Annotated in this window: 14 protein-coding genes, 4 pseudogenes and 2 riboswitches; of the genes and pseudogenes, 16 read left to right on the forward strand and 2 right to left on the reverse strand. The window is 65.8% G+C overall.

Annotated features, from left to right (window positions below; all coding sequences use genetic code 11):
• The first annotated feature begins 92 nt into the window (after positions 1 to 92).
• From SHTP_RS11475 to gcvP, 10 genes are all read left to right on the forward strand, one after another.
• Entirely contained in the window at positions 93 to 722 is a 630-nt protein-coding gene (locus tag SHTP_RS11475; RefSeq protein ID WP_015355490.1) for a CDP-alcohol phosphatidyltransferase family protein, read from the forward strand.
• Positions 715 to 1,635: a DUF881 domain-containing protein gene (locus SHTP_RS11480; RefSeq protein ID WP_096372431.1), complete on the forward strand. Its 921-nt coding sequence runs from the start codon at positions 715 to 717 to the stop codon at positions 1,633 to 1,635. Before SHTP_RS11475 ends, SHTP_RS11480 begins: the two co-directional genes overlap by 8 nt.
• A 61-nt stretch (positions 1,636 to 1,696) precedes the next feature.
• Positions 1,697 to 2,029 carry a small basic family protein gene (locus SHTP_RS11485; protein WP_012394415.1) on the forward strand — a complete coding sequence of 111 codons (333 nt, stop codon included), beginning with the start codon at positions 1,697 to 1,699 and terminating at the stop codon, positions 2,027 to 2,029.
• 24 nt (positions 2,030 to 2,053) lie between these two features.
• Entirely contained in the window at positions 2,054 to 2,944 is an 891-nt protein-coding gene (locus SHTP_RS11490; RefSeq protein WP_020725256.1) for a DUF881 domain-containing protein, read from the forward strand.
• 34 nt (positions 2,945 to 2,978) lie between these two features.
• Positions 2,979 to 3,383 carry a glycine cleavage system protein GcvH gene (gene gcvH, locus SHTP_RS11495; RefSeq protein WP_011740907.1) on the forward strand — a complete coding sequence of 135 codons (405 nt, stop codon included), beginning with the start codon at positions 2,979 to 2,981 and terminating at the stop codon, positions 3,381 to 3,383.
• 266 nt (positions 3,384 to 3,649) lie between these two features.
• Positions 3,650 to 4,129 (forward strand): glycogen accumulation regulator GarA, encoded by a 480-nt coding sequence (gene garA, locus SHTP_RS11500; RefSeq protein WP_373122703.1) that lies wholly within the window; start codon positions 3,650 to 3,652, stop codon positions 4,127 to 4,129.
• Entirely contained in the window at positions 4,126 to 4,881 is a 756-nt protein-coding gene (gene ftsR, locus SHTP_RS11505; RefSeq protein ID WP_012394419.1) for a transcriptional regulator FtsR, read from the forward strand. The genes garA and ftsR overlap by 4 nt, the downstream gene beginning before the upstream one ends.
• 140 nt (positions 4,882 to 5,021) lie before the next feature.
• The gene (locus SHTP_RS11510; RefSeq protein WP_011740910.1) at positions 5,022 to 5,516 is read left to right on the forward strand and encodes a bifunctional nuclease family protein; all 495 of its coding nucleotides are present in this window, start codon (positions 5,022 to 5,024) and stop codon (positions 5,514 to 5,516) included.
• 277 nt (positions 5,517 to 5,793) lie between these two features.
• Positions 5,794 to 6,426, forward strand: a complete 633-nt coding sequence (locus tag SHTP_RS11515; RefSeq protein ID WP_172900540.1) for a MerR family transcriptional regulator — start codon at positions 5,794 to 5,796, stop codon at positions 6,424 to 6,426.
• Positions 6,427 to 6,498: 72 nt separating this feature from the next.
• Positions 6,499 to 6,596, forward strand: a riboswitch (glycine riboswitch).
• A riboswitch (glycine riboswitch) is annotated at positions 6,597 to 6,722 on the forward strand.
• Between the two features lie 66 nt (positions 6,723 to 6,788).
• Positions 6,789 to 9,626, forward strand: a complete 2,838-nt coding sequence (gene gcvP, locus SHTP_RS11520) for an aminomethyl-transferring glycine dehydrogenase (protein ID WP_096370659.1) — start codon at positions 6,789 to 6,791, stop codon at positions 9,624 to 9,626.
• Positions 9,627 to 9,655: 29 nt separating this feature from the next.
• Here the strand turns inward: gcvP and SHTP_RS11525 are convergent, their stop codons facing one another.
• Positions 9,656 to 11,008, reverse strand: coding sequence for a PE family protein (locus tag SHTP_RS11525; protein WP_096372432.1), 1,353 nt, complete (start codon positions 11,006 to 11,008; stop codon positions 9,656 to 9,658).
• Between the two features lie 94 nt (positions 11,009 to 11,102).
• Here SHTP_RS11525 and SHTP_RS11530 point away from each other — a divergent pair.
• The 6 genes and pseudogenes from SHTP_RS11530 to SHTP_RS11555 form a co-directional block, all read left to right on the forward strand.
• A pseudogene (locus SHTP_RS11530) lies at positions 11,103 to 11,654 on the forward strand (ISAs1-like element IS2404/ISMul1 family transposase); the annotation flags it as partial.
• 143 nt (positions 11,655 to 11,797) lie between these two features.
• The gene (locus tag SHTP_RS11535) at positions 11,798 to 13,000 is read left to right on the forward strand and encodes an ISAs1-like element IS2404/ISMul1 family transposase (RefSeq protein ID WP_420872996.1); all 1,203 of its coding nucleotides are present in this window, start codon (positions 11,798 to 11,800) and stop codon (positions 12,998 to 13,000) included.
• A 15-nt stretch (positions 13,001 to 13,015) separates the two neighbouring features.
• Positions 13,016 to 13,681: pseudogene (locus SHTP_RS11540) on the forward strand (ISAs1-like element IS2404/ISMul1 family transposase); the annotation flags it as partial.
• A gap of 269 nt (positions 13,682 to 13,950) precedes the next feature.
• Complete coding sequence (locus SHTP_RS11545; protein ID WP_096370661.1) at positions 13,951 to 15,396, forward strand: DUF3375 domain-containing protein; 1,446 nt, start codon at positions 13,951 to 13,953, stop codon at positions 15,394 to 15,396.
• Positions 15,393 to 16,086: pseudogene (locus SHTP_RS11550) on the forward strand (DUF4194 domain-containing protein). Before SHTP_RS11545 ends, SHTP_RS11550 begins: the two are co-directional and overlap by 4 nt.
• Positions 16,079 to 19,441 (forward strand): ATP-binding protein, encoded by a 3,363-nt coding sequence (locus SHTP_RS11555; protein WP_096370662.1) that lies wholly within the window; start codon positions 16,079 to 16,081, stop codon positions 19,439 to 19,441. The pseudogene SHTP_RS11550 and the gene SHTP_RS11555 overlap by 8 nt, the downstream one beginning before the upstream one ends.
• A 768-nt stretch (positions 19,442 to 20,209) precedes the next feature.
• Here SHTP_RS11555 and SHTP_RS30390 read toward each other — a convergent pair.
• Positions 20,210 to 20,314: pseudogene (locus tag SHTP_RS30390) on the reverse strand (hypothetical protein); the annotation flags it as partial.
• Positions 20,315 to 20,385: the final 71 nt, after the last annotated feature.

Here is a 20,385-nt window from a genome sequence, read left to right on the forward strand (position 1 = left end):
ATGTTCGTGCCCTACCGTGGGGCCAGGTTCCCGTTCGGGCGTTCGGCGCCCGTGATGCGGGCTCCCTCGTCACCCAGCTAAGGTCACCGCTCATGAAGCCAGTGCTCGCACAGAATCGGGTGCTGACGGTACCGAACTTGCTGAGCGCCATCCGCCTGGCCCTGATCCCAGTGTTCGTCTACGTAATGCTGATCGCGCCCGCCCATGGCTGGGCGGTGGCGATTCTGATGTTCAGCGGGGCCTCGGATTGGGCCGACGGCAAGATCGCCCGGCTCCTCAACCAATCGTCCCGGCTGGGCGTGCTGCTGGACCCCGCCGTTGATCGGCTCTACATGATCACGGTGCCCATCGTGCTGGGGCTGAGCGGGATCGTGCCGTGGTGGTTCATCGCGGCACTGCTGGCCCGCGACGCGGCGCTGGCCCTGACTCTGCCGGCGCTGTGGGGCCGGGGGGTGTCGGCGCTGCCGGTCACCTACGTCGGCAAGGCCGCCACGTTTGCTTTGATGGCCGGGTTTCCGGTGCTGTTGCTGGGCCAGTGGGATGCGTTGTGGAGCCGAGCGCTCAAGGCATGCGGCTGGGCGTTTCTGATCTGGGGTCTGTATGCATACCTCTGGGCATTTGTGCTCTACATCGTGCAGATGACGATGGTGGTGCGCCGGATTCCCAAGATCAAGCACCGGACTTTCCAGCCGGTCGGCCGAAATGCGGGCGGGGATGGCTGAGGCGGGCCGGCTGCTCGGTGGCTATGACCCCAACGCCGGCTACAGTGCCCACGCCGCGCGGCCTAAACGGAACCCGGTGCCGTCGCTGCTTCGTGCCCTGCTGTCCGACCACCTCGATCCCGGTTACGCCGCGGCAGCCGCCAAACGCGAGAGTTCCGGCGCCCAGCGAACTGTTCGAGCCCGCGCTTTCGGCTGGCTGTGGCAGGTCCTGGCGGCCACGTTGGTCGCCGCGGTTTTCGCTGCCGCGGTCGCGCAAGCGCGCCTGGTTGCCCCCGGCGTGCACGCGGCACAGCAGCTGCTGGTGACCAGTGTGCGTTCCACTCAGGCCGCTGCCGCCGAACTGGCCCAGCGGCGCAGCGCACTCTCGGCGAAGGTCGACGACGTGCAGCGGCTGGCGTTGGCCGACGACGTCGAAGGACAACGGCTGCTGACCCAGCTCGACGCCCTCAATCTGGCGGCTGCCAGCACACCGGTCATCGGCCCTGGCTTGACGGTGACGGTGACCGACCCCGGTGTCGGGCCCAATCTTTCCGACGCATCCAAGCAGCGCGTCAGCGGCAGCCAGCAAATCATCTTGGACCGCGATCTGCAGCTCGTGCTCAACTCGCTGTGGGCAAGTGGGGCCGAGGCTGTCTCGGTCGACGGTGTCCGGATCGGACCGAATGTCACCATCCGCCAGGCCGGTGGAGCGATTCTGGTCGACAACAATCCCACCAGTAGCCCGTACACCATCCTCGCTGTCGGACCGCCTCACGCGATGCGAGACGCCTTCGACCGAAGTCCCGGCATGCGCCGTCTTAAGCTGCTGGAGATCTCCTACGGTGTCGGCGTTAGCGTCAACGTCGGCGACGGTCTGGCACTGCCCGCCGGATCCATTCGAGATGTCAAGTTCGCCAAGCAGATTGGGCCCTAGTGAGAGAAGCTCTGGTATTAGTGGTGTGCGGGGGAGAGAAGCCGACGGGAAATCAGCCAGCATGATCGGAATTGCGGCACTTGCCGTGGGCATCGTGCTGGGCCTGGTTTTCCACCCCAGCGTGCCCGAGGCCATCCAGCCGTATCTGCCGATCGCGGTGGTGGCCGCGCTCGACGCGGTGTTCGGCGGACTTCGCGCCTATCTCGAGCGAATCTTCGACCCAAAGGTCTTCGTGGTGTCGTTCGTGTTTAACGTCTTGGTAGCCGCCCTGATCGTCTATGTGGGCGACCAATTGGGCGTTGGGACGCAGTTGTCCACCGCGATCATCGTCGTGCTGGGAATTCGCATCTTCGGCAACGCGGCGGCGCTGCGGCGCCGGCTGTTCGGAGCATGACGGAGATACGGAGATGAGGTCACTGTGAGTCAGGATCGTTGCGCCGCCGGCGGCGACGAAAGCCGTGACGAAAACCGTGGCACGGCAACCCAACACGGTCACTCCAAGACGACCCCGAAAAGTCACGCAACCGCCAAGCACGGTCGTCACGAGATGCCTGCCGACCGTTCCCGGCCCGACCGTGGACCGCGCGAGACTCAAGACTCCACCGGCGCGCGCCGCGGCCGTTCCCGGTTGTTGTTTGGGGCGCTGGCGATCCTGTTGTGCCTGGTTTTGGGGGTGGCCATCGTGACCCAGGTGCGCCAGACGGAGTCCGGCGACTCGCTGGAAACGGCCCGGCCCGCGGACCTGTTGGTGTTGCTGGACTCGCTGCGGCAACGCGAGGGAACGCTCAATGCCGAAGTGACCGACCTGCAGAACACTCTCAACGCGCTGGAGGCTTCCGGCAACAACGACCAGACCGCGATCGAGAGCGCTCAGGCCAGGCTGGCCGCGTTGTCCATCCTGGTCGGTGCGGTGGGCGCCACCGGGCCCGGGGTCACGGTGCGAATCGACGATCCGGGGCCGGGGGTGGCGCCGGAAGCGATGCTCGATGTGATCAACGAATTGCGTGCCGCCGGAGCCGAGGCGATCCAAGTCAGTGACGCTCAGCAGTCGGTTCGGGTCGGTGTGGATACCTGGGTCGTTGGTGCTCCCGGTGCGTTGACAATCGACAACAAGAACCTCTCACCGCCGTATTCGATTCTGGCGATTGGTGATCCACCTACACTGGCCGCGGCGATGAACATTCCGGGTGGCGCAGAGGACAGCATCAAACGTGTCGGCGGGCGGATGTCGGTACAGCAGTCCGACCGCGTAGACGTGACCGCCTTGCGGCAACCAAAACCTCACCAATACGCTCAGCCCGTCAAATGAACTAACACCGAAAACCGACCAGAACAGGATTACCGTGAGCGATATCCCCGCCGACCTGCACTACACCGCCGAGCACGAGTGGATTCGCCGGACCGCGGAGGACACCGTGCGGGTCGGGATCACCGACTTCGCGCAGTCTGCGCTCGGTGATGTGGTCTTCGTGCAGCTGCCCGACGTGGGTGCCGAAGTGACCGCCGGGGAGACCTTCGGCGAGGTCGAATCGACCAAGTCGGTGTCTGATCTGTTTGCCCCGATCTCGGGCAAGGTGGCCGCGGTGAACGCTGATCTGGAAGCGACGCCACAGCTGGTGAACACCGATCCGTATGGCGCCGGCTGGTTGCTGGACGTCCAGGTCGAGGGTTCCGACGTCGCCGCGCTGGAATCGGCGTTGGCGGCTTTGCTTGACGTCCAGACCTACCGCGACACGGTGACCGAATGATCGGTTGCTAAGGTCCCTGCCAGCGTTGGGGGTGCGTTGGACCCGTGACTGACCTATGAGGAACCAGCCTTTCGGGCATACGATCCGCAGTAGCGGGCACGTCGCCGCCGCGGGGCGGACCCTCGCGCGGTACGGTCGATAGATCAGCGTTGGAAGCGTTTGAAGGCAGTAAAAGGTAGTTCAAGCGGTATATCCGAGGGAGAAGCCGGTGGACCGGCTCGGCGGTCAAGGCGATAGCGGCCAGTGAGGAGCAGCGGGTGACGGACATGGACGCAGCAAGAGATAGGGACCAGACTTCTGACGAAGTTACCGTGGAGACGACATCGGTCTTCCGCGCTGACTTCCTCAACGAACTGGACGCCCCCACCCAGTCGGGCACCGAAAGCTCAGTTTCAGGGGTAGAGGGACTGCCGGCCGGCTCGGCGTTGCTGGTCGTGAAGCGGGGGCCCAACGCCGGGTCGCGCTTCCTGCTCGATCAACCCATCACCTCGGCTGGTCGGCATCCCGACAGCGACATCTTCCTCGATGACGTAACGGTGAGCCGTCGTCACGCCGAATTCCGCTTGGAAGGCAACGAGTTCAGCGTCGTGGACGTCGGGAGCCTCAACGGCACCTACGTCAACCGGGAGCCGGTTGATTCGGCCGTGTTGGCAAACGGCGACGAGGTTCAAATCGGCAAGTTCCGCCTGGTCTTCCTGACCGGCCCCAAGCAAGGTGACGACGACGGGGGCACCGGAGGCCAGTGAGCGCGCCCGATAGCCCCGCGCTCGCCGGGATGTCCATCGGGGCGGTGTTGGAACTGCTCCGGCCGGACTTCCCAGATGTCACCATCTCCAAGATCCGTTTCCTGGAGGCCGAAGGGCTGGTGACGCCGCAGCGCGCGGCATCGGGGTATCGGAGGTTCACCGCGTACGACTGTGCGCGGCTGCGCTTCATACTCACCGCTCAGCGTGATCATTACCTACCGCTCAAAGTAATCAGGTCGGAGCTGGACGCCCAGCCCGACGGCCAGTTGCCGGCGATTGGATCCCCTTACGGGGTACCGAAATTGGTGTCGGTGGCGGGTAACAGTGCCGGCACCGCCGGACCTGATGGGGGATCTGACACCGGGGCGGTCGCGCCGGCGCGAGTTCGGCTCAGTCGCGAAGACCTGATCGAGCGCTCGGGCGTCGACGACGAACTGCTCAGTGCGGTGTTGAAGGCTGGCGTGATCACAACCGGGCCGGGTGGGTTTTTCGACGAACACGCCGTGGTAATCCTGCAGTGCGCCCGCGCGCTGTCGGAATACGGCGTGGAGCCACGGCACCTGCGCGCTTTCCGCTCGGCGGCCGACCGGCAGTCGGACCTGATCGCACAGATCGCCGGGCCGTTGGTCAAGGCCGACAAGGCCGGCGCGCGCGACCGTGCCGACGATTTGGCGCGTGAGGTGGCCGCACTGGCGATCACCTTGCACACCTCGTTAATCAAATCCGCTGTACGCGACGTTCTGCACCGCTGAGGATTAGACTTTCCTCGACAGCTCGGTGTTCGGCGACAAAGGCCCGACAATGGCAGACAGTGGCAATGGGATGGGTGTTCACCGCGTCGTCACGCTGAGCAATGGTCGGTCACGGCGGGATGTGTGGAGGGCAGACACAGATGGGTGAAGTTCGTGTTGTCGGCATTCGCGTCGAGCAACCGCAGAACCAGCCGGTGCTGTTGCTGCGCGAAGCCGACGGTGACCGGTACCTACCGATTTGGATCGGCCAGTCCGAGGCCGCTGCCATCGCGCTTGAGCAACAAGGCGTGGAGCCGCCCCGGCCGTTGACGCACGACTTGATCAGGGATCTCATTGCCGCGCTCGGGCATTCCCTCAAGAAAGTGCGCATCGTCGATCTGCAAGAGGGCACGTTCTATGCGGATTTGATCTTCGACCGCAACATCACGGTCTCGGCTCGCCCCTCCGACTCGGTGGCGATTGCGCTGCGCGTCGGTGTTCCGATTTATGTCGAGGAGGCGGTGCTGGCCCAGGCCGGCCTGTTGATACCCGACGAGGGTGACGAGGAGGCCGGAAGCGCCGTTCGAGAGGACGAGGTCGAGAAATTCAAAGAGTTTCTTGACAGCGTTTCGCCCGACGACTTCAAGGCCACCTGACCCAACAAAGGTGCAGGAAAAAAGCAATCGTGAGGGAGGATCAACAACGTCACCGATCCGTCTCATCGCGCAACATGCCATCTCGACACGCCTAGGGGATGGCGCTCACGGGCCCGCGCAGCGTCCATACTTTGAAGGCGACTTGATGATCAACCCGCGGACCGCAACGGTCCAACAGCGTATGCTCTTCAGCACTCGGCCCTGAGCAAACGTGGTTGCTGAGGCAGCCAGTGACGCAGCTAGTGACACAACAGCGCGATCGGCGAGAGGAAACACCGTGAGCGACCAGCCACGTCAAGAACAGCTGGATCTTGCAGCCAACCCAACCGCTGGGACCAACGGTTCTTACGATGGCTCTGCAGCAGGCGAACCCGTGCAGCAGGGACTGTTCCCCGACGATTCGGTACCCGACGAGCTGGTCGGCTACCGCGGACCAAGCGCTTGTCAGATTGCGGGTATCACCTACCGCCAACTCGACTACTGGGCACGCACCTCGTTGGTTGTGCCCTCGATCCGCGGCGCGGCAGGATCGGGCAGTCAGCGCCTGTACTCCTTCAAAGACATTCTGGTGCTCAAGATCGTCAAGCGATTGCTCGACACCGGCATCTCGCTGCACAACATCCGGGTTGCGGTCGATCACCTGCGTCAGCGCGGGATCCAGGATCTGGCCAACATCACCCTGTTCTCCGACGGGACAACCGTCTATGAGTGCACGTCGGCCGAGGAGGTCGTAGACCTGCTGCAAGGCGGCCAGGGTGTGTTCGGCATCGCGGTTTCGGGCGCGATGCGGGAGCTGACCGGAGTCATCGCCGACTTCCACGGCGAGCGGGCCGACGGCGGAGAATCCATTGCCGCCCCTGAAGACGAGTTGGCGTCGCGCCGCAAGCATCGAGACCGCAAGATCGGCTGACCGCCTTCGGCACCACGCATCGGCGTGCAGCGCGCCGTCGCTGCGGCTGGCCGAGTAAACTGGGCGACGCATCGTTCTCGTGCGGGAGAGTTCTGTGGCCGCCAGCTACGGACGCCGAAGGAGCAACACCTCTCCGTCAATCTCTCAGGCCCCCGGACCGCGCTGGATGACGATGCCTCTGGAAAGCGGTGGTGACCCGTAGCGGTCCTCGCCCGCCGATGGGGAAAGGCGCCCGCTTGGGCTGGGCGCTGAATCTCTCAGGCGCCTGGTGCACGGGTGAAGACAGAGGGAGAGGGCCCGCTAGTCCTCTGCCCGCACGTGGCCTTGGGTAAGGCCCGTCCGCTGCCCAGTCAGGAGTCACCGTGTCCGACCACTCCATGTTCGAGTCGACCTTCGCAGACCGCCACATCGGGCTGGACAACCAGGCCATCGCGACCATGCTTGCGGTGATCGGCGTCGACTCGCTCGACGACTTGGCCGCCAAGGCGGTGCCGACGCGGATTTTCGATACGCCCACCGACAGCAGCCTCGCGCCGGGCCTAGATCAGCTGCTGCCGGCCGCCAGCGAGGCCGAGGCCCTGGCCGAGCTACGTGCGCTGGCTGACACCAACACCACGGCCGTGTCGATGATCGGACAGGGCTACTACGACACGTTCACGCCGCAGGTTCTGTTACGCAACATCATGGAGAACCCGGCCTGGTACACCGCCTACACCCCGTACCAGCCCGAGATCAGCCAGGGGCGGCTCGAGGCGTTGCTCAACTTTCAGACGATGGTCACCGATCTCACCGGCCTCGAGATCGCGAATGCTTCGATGCTCGACGAGGGCACCGCGGCGGCGGAAGCCATGACGCTCATGCACCGTGCAACGCGCAGTTCCACCAAGCATCTCGCGGTGGACGCCGACCTGTTCACCCAAACCGCCGCAGTGCTGGCCACGCGCGCCAAGCCGTTGGGTATCGAGATCGTCACCACCGACCTGCGCGACGGGTTGCCTGACGGCGAATTCTTCGGGGTGATCGCCCAGCTGCCCGGGGCGAGTGGGCGCATCACCGACTGGACCGCCCTGATCCAGCAGGCCCATGACCGCGGCGCGCTGGTGTCCATCGGCGCCGATCTGTTGGCGCTGACACTTCTCACGCCGCCCGGCGAGATCGGTGCTGACATCGCGTTCGGCACCACCCAACGTTTCGGGGTTCCAATGGGATTCGGCGGCCCGCACGCCGGATATCTGTCGGTGCACGCCAAGCACGCCCGGCAGTTGCCCGGCCGGTTGGTCGGCGTATCGGTCGACAGTGACGGCAACCCGGCCTATCGTCTCGCGCTGCAGACCCGCGAGCAGCACATTCGCCGCGACAAGGCGACCAGCAATATCTGTACCGCTCAGGTGCTGCTGGCGGTGATGGCCGCAATGTATGCGAGCTATCACGGCGCCGATGGGCTGACCGGCATCGCCCGGCGGGTGCACGGGCATGCCGAGACCATCGCCGGTGCGCTGGGCGACGCGCTGGTGCACGACACGTTCTTCGACACCGTGCTGGCGCGGGTACCCGATCGTGCCGATGAGGTGGTGGCCGCGGCCAAGGCGAGCGGAGTCAACCTATGGCGCGTCGACGCTGACCACGTGTCGGTGGCCTGCGACGAAGTAACCACCGCCGCGCACGTGACCGCGGTCCTGGACGCGTTCGGGGTGTCGGCCGCCAAGGCAGCACGCGCCGAGATCGCGACGCGCACCTCAGAGTTCTTGACCCATCCCGCATTCACCAATTACCGCACCGAGACTTCGATGATGCGCTACCTGCGCGAACTCGCGGACAAAGATATTGCGCTGGACCGCAGCATGATTCCGCTCGGCTCATGCACGATGAAGCTCAATGCCGCAACCGAGATGGAGTCGATTACCTGGCCTGAGCTCGGACGTCAGCATCCGTTTGCCCCGGCCTCGGATACCCCGGGCCTGCGTCGGCTCATCACTGAGCTGCAGGGCTGGTTGGCGGCCATCACCGGCTACGACGAGGTCTCGTTGCAGCCCAACGCGGGCTCACAGGGGGAGTACTCCGGCCTATTGGCCATCCACGAATACCACGCCAGCCGGGGGGAGCCGCACCGCGATATCTGCCTGATCCCGTCCAGCGCACACGGCACCAATGCGGCTTCGGCCGCCCTGGCCGGGATGCGGGTTGTCGTGGTGGGTTGCCACGACAACGGCGATGTCGACCTCGACGATCTGCGTGCCAAGGTCGGCGAGCACGCCGACCGGTTGGCGGCGCTGATGATCACCTACCCCTCCACGCACGGCGTTTACGAGCACGACATTGCCGACATCTGTGCGGCGGTGCACGACGCCGGCGGCCAGGTGTACGTCGACGGCGCCAACCTCAACGCGCTGGTGGGCCTGGCCCGACCGGGCAAATTCGGCGGGGATGTCAGCCACCTGAACCTGCACAAGACCTTCTGCATCCCGCACGGGGGCGGTGGTCCGGGAGTGGGTCCGGTGGCGGTGCGGTCGCATCTGGCTCCGTTTCTGCCGGGCCATCCGTTCGCGCCGGGACTACCCCAAGGGGATCCGGTGTCGGCGGCGCCCTACGGGTCTGCCTCGATCCTGCCCATCACCTGGGCCTACATCCGCATGATGGGCGCCGACGGTCTGCGCGCGGCGTCGCTGACCGCGATCGCCTCGGCCAACTACATCGCGCGGCGTCTGGACGAGTATTTCCCGGTGCTCTACACCGGCGAGAACGGCATGGTCGCCCACGAGTGCATCCTGGACCTGCGCGGCATCACCAAGGCAACCGGAGTGACTGTCGACGATGTCGCAAAGCGGTTGGCAGACTATGGATTTCACGCACCTACCATGAGCTTCCCGGTGGCCGGCACGCTGATGGTGGAGCCGACCGAAAGCGAGAGCCTGGCCGAGGTCGACGCGTTCTGCGACGCGATGATCAGCATCCGCGCCGAGATCGACCGGGTCGGGTCCGGACAGTGGCCCGTTGACGACAATCCGCTACGGGGCGCGCCACACACGGCGCAGTGTTTGCTGGTGGGCGAGTGGGACCACCCGTACACCCGCGAGGAAGCGGCCTACCCGCTCGGCACCGCGTTTCGGCCGAAAGTCTGGCCGGCGGCGCGCCGTATCGACGGCGCCTATGGCGACCGCAACCTGGTCTGCTCCTGCCCGCCGGTGGAGGCTTTCGCCTAGGGCCGACCCGGTCGGCCGCGGGTTTCCGGCTAGGGCCCGTCGGTCCCGTTTGCCCCGGCCACCGTCCCGCCGTTGCCGCCGGTGCCCCCGGTTCCATTGACACCGCCGCGCCCGCCGTTGCCGCCGTTGCCGATCAACTGTGCATCGCCGCCGTTGCCGCCGTCCCCGAAGTTGCGACTGCTCCCGGACGTGCCCGCGTCACCACCAGCACCACCGTTGCCGATGAGCGCGGCCTCGCCGCCGTTTCCACCGTTGCCGCCGTTGCCGAGTCCGCCCCCGGCCGCTCCGCCGGCCCCGCCGCTGCCGATCAGGCCGACCGCATCACCGCCGTCCCCGGCGTCTGACATCGTCGCGCCGCCGCCCGCACCGCCGTTACCGATCAGCGTCCCGCCGGTGCCCCCGTCGCCGCCGTGGGCGAGACCGAGAGCGGTGCCGCCGTCGCCACCGTTGCCGACCATTCCGGCATTGCCCCCGGCACCGCCGGCCCCGCCGCCGTGCTGACCGAACGCACCGAGCCCGCCGGCCCCGCCGTCGCCCCACAGTTGTCCGCCATTACCGCCGGCACCACCGGCCCCGCCCAACCCGCCCAGGGCCGCCGTGGGCACCACAGGGCCGCCGGCGCCGCCCGCCCCGCCATCGCCGAACCACCCGACAGCGGCGCCGCCGGCGCCGCCGGCGCCGCCGTTGAGTCGTTCGGCGCCCCCGCCGGCCCCGCCGATGCCCCCGTTTCCGAACAGCCCGACGGCCGCCCCGCCGGCACCCCCGGACCCGCCGTTACCGACGGCCGCCGAGCCGATCCCACCGACGCCGCCATTGCCGCCGTTGCCGATCAGCCACCCACCGGCGCCGCCGCTGCCGCCGGCCAATCCGTTCGACCCCGCACCGCCGGCGCCGCCATTGCCGCCGTTACCGATCAGGCCGGCGGCCCCACCGACCCCACCCGCCTGGCCGGCCAGCCCGCTGCCGCCGTTGCCGCCGTTGCCGAACAACAAGCCACCGTCCGCACCGGCCTGGCCCGGTGCCCCGTCGGCTCCATTGCCGATCAGCGGGCGCCCCAACATCGCCATCGTCTCCCCGTTGGCCGCGTCAAGCAGCGATTGCAGCGGCGAGACGTTGGCGGCTTCGGCGCCCGAGTAGGCCCCCGCGGCCGAGGTCATCGCCGCAACGAACTGGTCATGAAATTGAGCCGCCTGAGCGCTCAAGGTTTGGTAGGCCTGGCCGTGCGCGGCGAACAAGGCGGCGATGACCGCGGACACCTCATCCGCACCGGCCGCTAACACCGCAGTGGTGGGCGCGGTTGCCGCCACATTCGCCATGTTGATCGTCGAGCCGACAGGGCTCCGGCGTTGTTGATTAGCAGGCTTGTGAGCTGGGTTGATGATCTTTGGTGCCGCGCTATTGGGGCCGGAGTGTAGGCACGGGCTATCTGGAGAACGATCGAGTTGGTTACTGTTCGTCGTTGGTCTGGAGTTGCCCGTGCCTACCGTTTCAGTATTGCCTGTGTCGTCGGTTCCAGAGGTGTTCGACCGCTGGAGTCCTGGTGAGCGCAGCGAGCTCATCGGATCGGAGTTTCTCGATGTGTTGGCCTCGGTGCCAGACCCGAGGGACCCACGCGGTCGGAGGTATTCGCTGATGGCTTTGTTGGCGATCGCGGTTCTGGCCACTGCCGCGGGGATGCGCGGCTATGCTGGTTTTGCCACATGGGCGGCCACCGCTCCCGATGATGTGTTGGCCCAATTAGGGGTCCGGTTCCGGCGGCCCAGTGAGAAGACCTTCCGCGCTGTTTTGTCTCGGCTAGACCCCGCCGACCTCAACGCCAGGATGGGCAGTTACTTCACTGCACACGTGGCCAGCAGCGACCCCAGTGGATTGGTGCCGATTGCGTTGGACGGCAAGATGCTGCGTGGTGCTTTACGCGCCAAAGCGACAGCCACGCATCTCGTGTCGGTGTTCGCCCACCGTGCCCGATTGGTGCTCGGTCAACTCGCTGTCGCCGAGAAAAGCAATGAAATTCCCTGCGTACGTGCCCAGGGCTCCGGCGTTGTTGATTAGCAGGCTTGTGAGCTGGGTTGATGATCTTTGGTGCCGCGCTATTGGGGCCGGAGTGTAGGCACGGGCTATCTGGAGAACGATCGAGTTGGTTACTGTTCGTCGTTGGTCTGGAGTTGCCCGTGCCTATCGTTTCAGTATTGCCTGTGTCGTCGGTTCCAGAGGTGTTCGACCGCTGGAGTCCTGGTGGGCGCAGCGAGCTCATCGGATCGGAGTTTTTCGATGTGTTGGCCTCGGTGCCAGACCCGAGGGGCCCACGCGGTCGGAGGTATTCGCTGATGGCTTTGTTGGCGATCGCGGTTCTGGCCACTGCCGCGGGGATGCGCGGCTATGCTGGTTTTGCCACATGGGCGGCCACCGCTCCCGATGATGTGTTGGCCCAATTAGGGGTCCGGTTCCGGCGGCCCAGTGAGAAGACCTTCCGCGCTGTTTTGTCTCGGCTAGACCCCGCCGACCTCAACGCCAGGATGGGCAGTTACTTCACTGCACACGTGGCCAGCAGCGACCCCAGTGGATTGGTGCCGATCGCGTTGGACGGCAAGATGCTGCGTGGTGCTTTACGCGCCAAAGCGACAGCCACGCATCTCGTGTCGGTGTTCGCCCACCGTGCCCGATTGGTGCTCGGTCAACTCGCTGTCGCCGAGAAAAGCAATGAAATTCCCTGCGTACGTGCCCTGCTCACGCTGCTGCCGGGTAGCTTGCGGTGGCTGGTCACCGTGGATGCGATGCATACCCAGGTCGTCACCGCGAAGTTGATCTGCGCCACCTTGAAGTCGCACTACCTGATGATCGTCAAGTCCAACCAAGCCAAAATACTTGCGCGTATCACCGCGCTGCCCTGGGCCGAGGTGCCCGCAGCCGCTACCGACGACTCCCGCGGCCACGGCCGTGTCGAGACCCGCACCCTGCAAATCATCACCGCTGCACGAGGAATCGGCTTCCCCTACGCAAAACAAATCATCCGGATCACTCGTGAACGCTTGATCACCACCACCGACCAGCGCAGCGTGGAGGTGGTCTATGCCATCTGCAGCCTGCCGTTCGAGCACGCCCGCCCTACCGCGATCATGACCTGGATGCGTCAACACTGGGGAATCGAGAACAGCCTGCACTGGATACGCGACGTCACCTTCGACGAAGACCGTCAAAGGGCACATACCGGAAACGGCGCACAGGTCCTAGCAACGCTACGCAACACCGCGATCAATCTGCACCGCCTCAACGGCGCCGACAACATCGCCGAAACCTGCCGGATCATCGCTTTGACCGCCAACCGCCGCCTAGACCTCCTCAATCCACAATTCCCCAGCTCACAAGCCTGCTAATCAACAACGCCGGAGCCCTGCGTACGTGCCCTGCTCACGCTGCTGCCGGGTAGCTTGCGGTGGCTGGTCACCGTGGATGCGATGCATACCCAGGTCGTCACCGCGAAGTTGATCTGCGCCACCTTGAAGTCGCACTACCTGATGATCGTCAAGTCCAACCAAGCCAAAATACTTGCGCGTATCACCGCGCTGCCCTGGGCCGAGGTGCCCGCAGCCGCTACCGACGACTCCCGCGGCCACGGCCGTGTCGAGACCCGCACCCTGCAAATCATCACCGCTGCACGAGGAATCGGCTTCCCCTACGCAAAACAAATCATCCGGATCACTCGTGAACGCTTGATCACCGCCACCGACCAGCGCAGCGTGGAGGTGGTCTATGCCATCTGCAGCCTGCCGTTCGAGCACGCCCGCCCTACCGCGATCATGACCTGGATGCGTCAACACTGGGGAATCGAGAACAGCCTGCACTGGATACGCGACGTCACCTTCGACGAAGACCGTCAAAGGGCACATACCGGAAACGGCGCACAGGTCCTAGCAACGCTACGCAACACCGCGATCAATCTGCACCGCCTCAACGGCGCCGACAACATCGCCGAAGCCTGCCGGATCACCGCTTTGACCGCCAACCGCCGCCTAGACCTCCTCAATCCACAATTCCCCAGCTCACAAGCCTGCTAATCAACAACGCCGGAGCCCTGCGGCGCCACCTAACCCGCCGTCCAACAACACGGGTCCATCTCTGTTGCCATCGATCAACGCGCGCCGCCGGGCATACCGGGAGGTTCGTCACGGTGACGCTTAGCTGGTGTGCCGACGAACGCCGGGCTTGGTGTGCGCTGGCGTGCACACCCCAAAAATCCCGCCCGACACGGACTGGGCCGACACCAGAGATGTCGCCGTCTTGCCCTATGTTGAGGCGTCCGACCAACTACAGATCGAGGACGCAGATGCACGACGACAACGCGGGACTGTCGGCGACCGAGCTGCTCGATCTCAATCGCGACTTGCAGGGCTCTCGCGCCATTCGCCTGCTCGCCACCACCAACCTCAGCCTTTACGCGACGCTCATGGAGCGCCACCTCAGCGACGGGGCGCTGCCTGAGACCGAGCTCGTCGTACAGCTCGAGCGCGACCTCGAAGACGTCAACGATCCGCAGCCCGGGCTCGCCCTGATCAAGTCCTGGGCCGCGCAGGGCTGGCTGCACCGCATCGTCGACGAGCGCCACGGCCAGAATGTCTGCTATCTGACCCAGGACGCTCGCCGGGCGCTGGACTTTCTCCGCGGCTTGCGTTGCCAGGACACCATCGCCACCGGCGGCTCGATTACGGGCATCGCCGCGCGCCTCAAGCAAGTGGCCGTCAAAGTGGATAACGACCCCGCCCGGATCCGCAAACACATCGAAGCCGAAATCGCCGCGCTCCACGAGGAGCTTGACCAGCTCGATGCTGGCCAGCGTCCCCAAACCGATGTCACCGACTGCTACGACGAGGCCCGCGCGATCGCCCTGCAGATGGAACACCTGATCACCGATATCGGCCAGTACGGCACGATGATCGAGCGGGCTACCTCCGCCCTCGATGAACCCATCGATTCCAACGCCGAGTACCGCGACCGCCAACGCCAGATGTACAGCGACTACCAGGCCGCATGGGACTCCCAGGGCCGCGACTCCCACCGCGCCTTCCTGCGCATGATCAACGACCCCGACCAACGCGCCGAGTTCGAGGCCGACGTCGCCGCCGTCGCCGAAGCCCTGCGCAGCCTCGACCCGGCCCTGCGCAAGGTCATGGCCGGCTTCTTCGAGCTCGTGGGCCATCAGATCGACGAAGTCGAGCGCATCCAGCAGCGCTGCGCCCAGCGCGTCAAACGCTTCACCGCGTTCGGCACCATGGAACAGAGCCGCGGTGTCGCCCGCCAACTCAACGAAGCCATCGCCGCAGCCCGCGCCCTGCTCAAGTCGTCGTTCACCGACTCACGGCTGGACATCGAGGTCCCGCTGGCGCGGCACGCGATCAGTTCCGTCGGTGCCCTCGGCTTCCGGATCGGCGACCTGTCCAACCCCAAGCCCGCCAAACCCGGCGACACCGAGGTCGACCTCACCAGCTTCGCCGCCTTCACCACCCAGGTCGACGCGCCCGCGATGTCCGACATGCTCAACCACGCGATCACCGCGGGGCCTGTCGCGCTACCCGACGCCGTCGCCATGCTCGACACCGCCTACCTGGGCCACGTCATCGTGCTGTGGTCCTGGGCCCTCAAACAGCCCAACCCCGACACCGCCGAGTCGACCGCCGTCCGCTTCCGCTCCCTGGACGGCCGTGACCTCGAAATCGCGGTACCTCGTTTGACATTTACCGAGCCCATCAACACCATCGCCGGAGTCAGCACGTGACCCTCCAAGACGATGAAGTCGACATCGACTTCTCCTCACTCCCTCAGGTCGACCAGAATGCCCGCCCACCGGTTCAGCGCCGGCCGCGCTTCGACGGCGACATCTCCGAACTGCCCGACCGGGCCTGTTGGGCCCTGCAGCACCTGCTACCCGCCGCTACATCAGCGCCGAAGCCGACGCCGACGTCTACAGTTGGGTGCTAGAATACCGCAAGGACCTGGCCGTCCGGCTCTCCGAACTCGACTTGCTGCTGCGCATCGTCGACGCCGTCGATGTCGCTTTTGTCGAACAGGCCCGCTACGAGTCTGCGAGGGGAATCAAGCTTTTACGCCGCGAGCCGCTCGGCACCTACGACTCGATCCTTGCCCTGCACCTGGCCCAGATGATGCGTGCCTCCGGTGGGCAGACCGTCCTGATCAGCCGTGAGGAGATGCACGGCCTATTCTCCGGGGTGCTCAACGACACCGACCGCGACGCGGTCTCGTTCGCCGGCCGCATCGACGGCGCATCGCCCGGCTGACCGGCCTAGAGATCCTGCGCAAGACCCGCGACGACGAGGACAGCTACACGATCAGCCCCGTCATCACCGCCGTGATGACTGCCTCGGTGATCACCGAGCTGCAGCAGGAGTTCGAGCAGCTGCTCAACGGCGGTGCGCCAGCAGAGGAAGAAGAACCCGAAGGTGACTGAACAGTTCCACCTGTCTCGGCTGCAGGTCATCAACTGGGGCGTGTTCGACGGCTACCACTCGATCCCGTTCAGCGTAGGCGGCGCACTCATCGCCGGAGCCTCCGGCAGCGGCAAATCGTCACTGCTGGATGCGATTTCGCTGGGATTCCTGCCGTTCAATCGCCGCAACTTCAACGCGTCCGGAGACAACACCGCCGCCGGGTCCAGCGCCGGGCGCCGCACTGTCGACAAGTACGTCCGCGGCGCCTGGGGCCAGCGCAGCGACGGCGGCACCAGCCGGGTGATGTATCTGCGCGGCGACGGCACCGCCTGGTCGGCCGTGGCCGTCACCTACGCCAGTGATTCTGGCCGCACCGTCACCGGCCTGGTGCTCAAATGGCTGACAGGCGAGTCCCGCAACGACTCGTCGAGCCGCTTCGTACTCGGTGACGGTGACCTCGACATCGAGGAAGTCTGCAACCGCAGGGCCTCCGGCCGTTTCGACGCAGGAGTCTTCAAAGAAGACGGGCGGTTTTCCACCAAGGTCGAATCGCAGTACCTCGCCCAGCTCTACGCGGCGATCGGCATTCGCGCGTCCGACGCCGCCCAGCAGCTGCTCGGTAAGGCCAAGTCGTTGAAAAGAGTTGGTGGGCTAGAGCAATTCGTCCGCGAATTCATGCTCGACGAACCCGACAGCCTGGCCCGGCTGCCCGAGGCGCTCAAGCAGATCGACCCCCTGGTCGAGGCTCGCGAACTGCTGGCCGTTGCGCAGAAGAAACGCAAGATCCTGGGCGACATCGAACAGATCCAGCAGCGCTACGCCTCGGAGTCCTCCGACCTCGGCATCATCGACCTCGTCGACGCGCCGATGGTGCGCGCCTACACCGACCACGCCCGGCTTGCGCAATGTCCCGCCCAGATCGCCACGCTCGACGGCACCGTCGACCAGCTCGAAAACGAATACGAGGACGTTACCCGCAGCCTCAATCTGGCCAAGGCCGAGGCGGATTCGCTCAACGCGCAGATCAGCGGTTCCAGCGCGAACATCGCTCCGCTGCAATCGCAGGTCACCGCCGCCGAGACCCAGGCCGAGCAGGTGGAGCGCCGCCGAACGATCTACGAGGACATGCTGGCCGCCCAGGGTATCGAAATACCCGACACCGCAGACGAGTTCTGGAACCTTCGCGAGGAACTGCTCGCGCAGGCCACCGAACTGCTCGCCAAGGTCGAACGAAACCGAGAGGCATCCACCGACGCCGAGTACGCGCAGAAGGCTGCCCGCATCGCCCGCGACGATGTCGCCAAGGAGCTCAAGCGCGTCGAACACGTCGGTTCGGCGCTGCCGGAGTTCGCGCTCGCGATGCGCGACCACATCTGCGCTGCAATCAAAGTCGACGCCGCCGAGCTGCCCTACATCGCCGAACTGCTGGATCTCAGTCCCGGCCAGACCCGCTGGCGCCTCGCTGTCGAGAAGGTGCTGCGCGGGGTGGGCCTGCGGCTACTGGTGCCCGACCAGCATTGGGAGAAGGTGCTGCGGTTCGTCAACGAGACCGACATGCGGGGCCGACTGCAGCTGCACCACGTGCGGGCGAAGTTCCGCGGCGCCGAACCTGCTGAGCCCGAGCCGAACACGTTGGCGGGCAAGCTTTTCCCCGTCGATCCGAAGCATCTTTGTGCCGCCGAAGCTGTCGACGTCATCACCGGAGCCGGCGACCATGTGTGCGTCGATACTCCCGACGTATTCTCGCGGTTCCGCCGCGCGGTCACCGACACGGGGCTGTACAAGGACTCCGACCGGCTGGCCGTCAAGGATGACCGGCGACCGGTCAAGCTGTCCGAGTACCTCTACCAGGGCGACGTCACCGCGAAGATCAACGCGCTGACCGTCGAGCTGACGGCCGCCGAGGAGGCCTATCAGAAGGCCCGCCGCACCGCCGACGACATCGCCGCCCAGCGCCAGCAGTGGCGCGACCGGGCGGCGGCGTGCAAGGCGATCTGCGAGCAATACCCGCAGTGGAGTCAGATCGACACCGAGACCGCCGACGGGCATGCCGCGCGGCTGCGCGAGCAGTACGAACTGCTGATGGCCGACAAACCCGACATCGAGGCGCTCAACGCCCGCGCCGACGAATGCTGGTCGCAGATTCAGAAACTGATGACGCGCCGCGGCGCGATCCAGACGCGCCGCGACAGCCTCGACGAGCGGCGCACCCGGCTGCTGGAGCTCCAGGAGCGGCTGTCCCCGGCGTTCGTGTCCGAGCCGTTGACAGAGCTGCTGCAGCGCTACGCCGCGCAGCTGCCCGTCGCGCTAGAGCTGCTTGACCCGGAACCTCACCGCGATGCGCTGTTCGCCGCGATCAAGAAGGAACGTGAACAACTGCGTGAAAGCCGCCGTCGTTCCTATGACGAATTGGCCCGCATCCTGAACACGTTCGACACGTCGTTTCCCGATGCGATTCCGAATGACTCCGACGATTTTGACGAGCGTGTGCACGATTACGTCGCGCTGTGCCGCCACATTGACGAACGCGAACTTCCCGAAGCCTACGAGCGGATGATGCGGCTGGTCACCGAGCAGGCGCCCGATGCGATCCTCACGCTGCACCGTGTCGCCGAGCAGGAGGCGCGACGGATCAGCGGCCAGATCGAGCGCGTCAACACGGGTTTGGCGGCGGTGGAGTTCAACCGTGGCACCAGGCTGACGTTGCGGGCGACCCCGCGGCACCTGGTAGCGGTGGATGAGCTGACCCAGATCGTGCGGTCCATCTCGCGGCGCATCGCCGAGGTCGGGCTGGGCGACAAGCAGGCGATCCTCGACCAGTACGCCGAGATCCTCCGACTACGCAACCGGCTGGCCTCCACGGCGCCGGAGGACAAGGCGTGGACGCGCGACGCGCTCGACGTGCGCAACCGGTTCACGTTCGACTGCGCCGAATGGGACGTCGACACCGAGGAACTGATCCGCACGCACAGCAACGCCGGCGACAACTCCGGTGGCGAGCAGGAGAAGTTGATGGCGTTCTGCCTCGCCGGCGCGCTGAGCTTCAACCTGGCCAGCCCCGAAAGTGACAACAACAAGCCGGTTTTCGCGCAGCTGATGCTCGACGAGGCGTTCTCGAAGTCCGACCCCCAATTCGCGCAGCAGGCGCTGCACGCATTCCGCAAGTTCGGCTTCCAGCTGGTGATCGTCGCGACGGTGCAGAACGCCACCACCATCGAGCCCTACATCGACAGCGTGGTGATGGTGTCCAAAACCGAACCCACCGGCGGCAACGCGCGACCGGTGGCGTCGGTGGCGACCAGGACGATCTCGGAGTTCACGTCGCTGCGACAAGAGATGCGCAAGACGGCGGAACGAGTACCAGCCGGGGTGTGAGGAACACCGGACTGGTTCGGTGGCTGGTTGTGGCGCTCCGCGGATCTTCACGCATCGGTCTGCACGCAAACCGGGTCGAACGCTGACGCCGCGTCGTTACTCGTTGCCGTCCGTCTTCTCATCGGAGATATTGCGCCCGATTTCGTTGCGATCAGGGAGCAGGATTGGCCGTGTCGATCGGGTGACCACGGGTGGTTTGCCGTCGACGGATTTGACCGGGACGCTCGGCGGAACCGTCAAGCGGCCTTTGACCGGCTGGCCATTGGGCACGCCCGGGGCGGTCACCCGCTTTTCGGCCGGCTTTTCCTTGCTGCCCCCGGTGCCGCCGGCACCCATTGCACCCGGCGGCATCATGGGCATGCCGGTCGCCCCCATCGGTGTGGAGCTCGACGGTGTGCCACTCGTGGACATCATTGATGCGGGCTTGGTCGGCGCCCCGGCAGGAGTAGTGGGCGGCGATGACGTCGGCACGGGCGGCGGGCCCAGATAGCCCGTCGGGATGGTGCCACCGCCACCGCCTCCGCCGCCTGTGCCGAGCTCACCAGCTCCGCCGCCGCCAAGACCGGGTTCGCTTTCAAGACTGTCGACCAGCCTGGCCCCGTCCGCGGCCTCCAAGCCCTCAACGCCGGCGGATTGCTGAAGCGCGCCCATCAGCGGCTGCAGCGCGCCCTGCCCGGCCTGCAGCGCCTGCTGGGGTATTTGCGTCAGCGGGCCGAGCACACCGCCGAGCGCACCGCCGATACCCGATGCCATCTGCGGGATCATTTGGGCCATTCCGTCGGCGCCCACGCCTTGGAACTGTTGGGCGGCATCGGCCTCATTCGCCGGGAACTTCGCCGCGGCATCGGCCGCGTGGGCTCGGCGATCGGCATCATCGGCGGCGATCTCGCCGTTTACGGGTCCCAGATCGGCGTTGGTGGCCATGCCAAATCCCGCCATCGCAG

This window comes from Mycobacterium ulcerans subsp. shinshuense (genome assembly GCF_002355775.1).
Lineage (GTDB): Bacteria > Actinomycetota > Actinomycetes > Mycobacteriales > Mycobacteriaceae > Mycobacterium > Mycobacterium marinum.

Excerpts from the sequence above, each read along its gene's own strand:
- SHTP_RS11475 (WP_015355490.1), top strand. The coding sequence starts at position 93 with ATGAAGCCAGTGCTCGCACAGAATCGGGTGCTGACGGTACCGAACTTG.
- SHTP_RS11480 (WP_096372431.1), top strand. The coding sequence starts at position 715 with ATGGCTGAGGCGGGCCGGCTGCTCGGTGGCTATGACCCCAACGCCGGC.
- SHTP_RS11485 (WP_012394415.1), top strand. The coding sequence starts at position 1,697 with ATGATCGGAATTGCGGCACTTGCCGTGGGCATCGTGCTGGGCCTGGTT.
- garA (WP_373122703.1), top strand. The coding sequence starts at position 3,650 with ATGGACGCAGCAAGAGATAGGGACCAGACTTCTGACGAAGTTACCGTG.
- SHTP_RS11510 (WP_011740910.1), top strand. The coding sequence starts at position 5,022 with ATGGGTGAAGTTCGTGTTGTCGGCATTCGCGTCGAGCAACCGCAGAAC.
- SHTP_RS11545 (WP_096370661.1), top strand. The coding sequence starts at position 13,951 with ATGCACGACGACAACGCGGGACTGTCGGCGACCGAGCTGCTCGATCTC.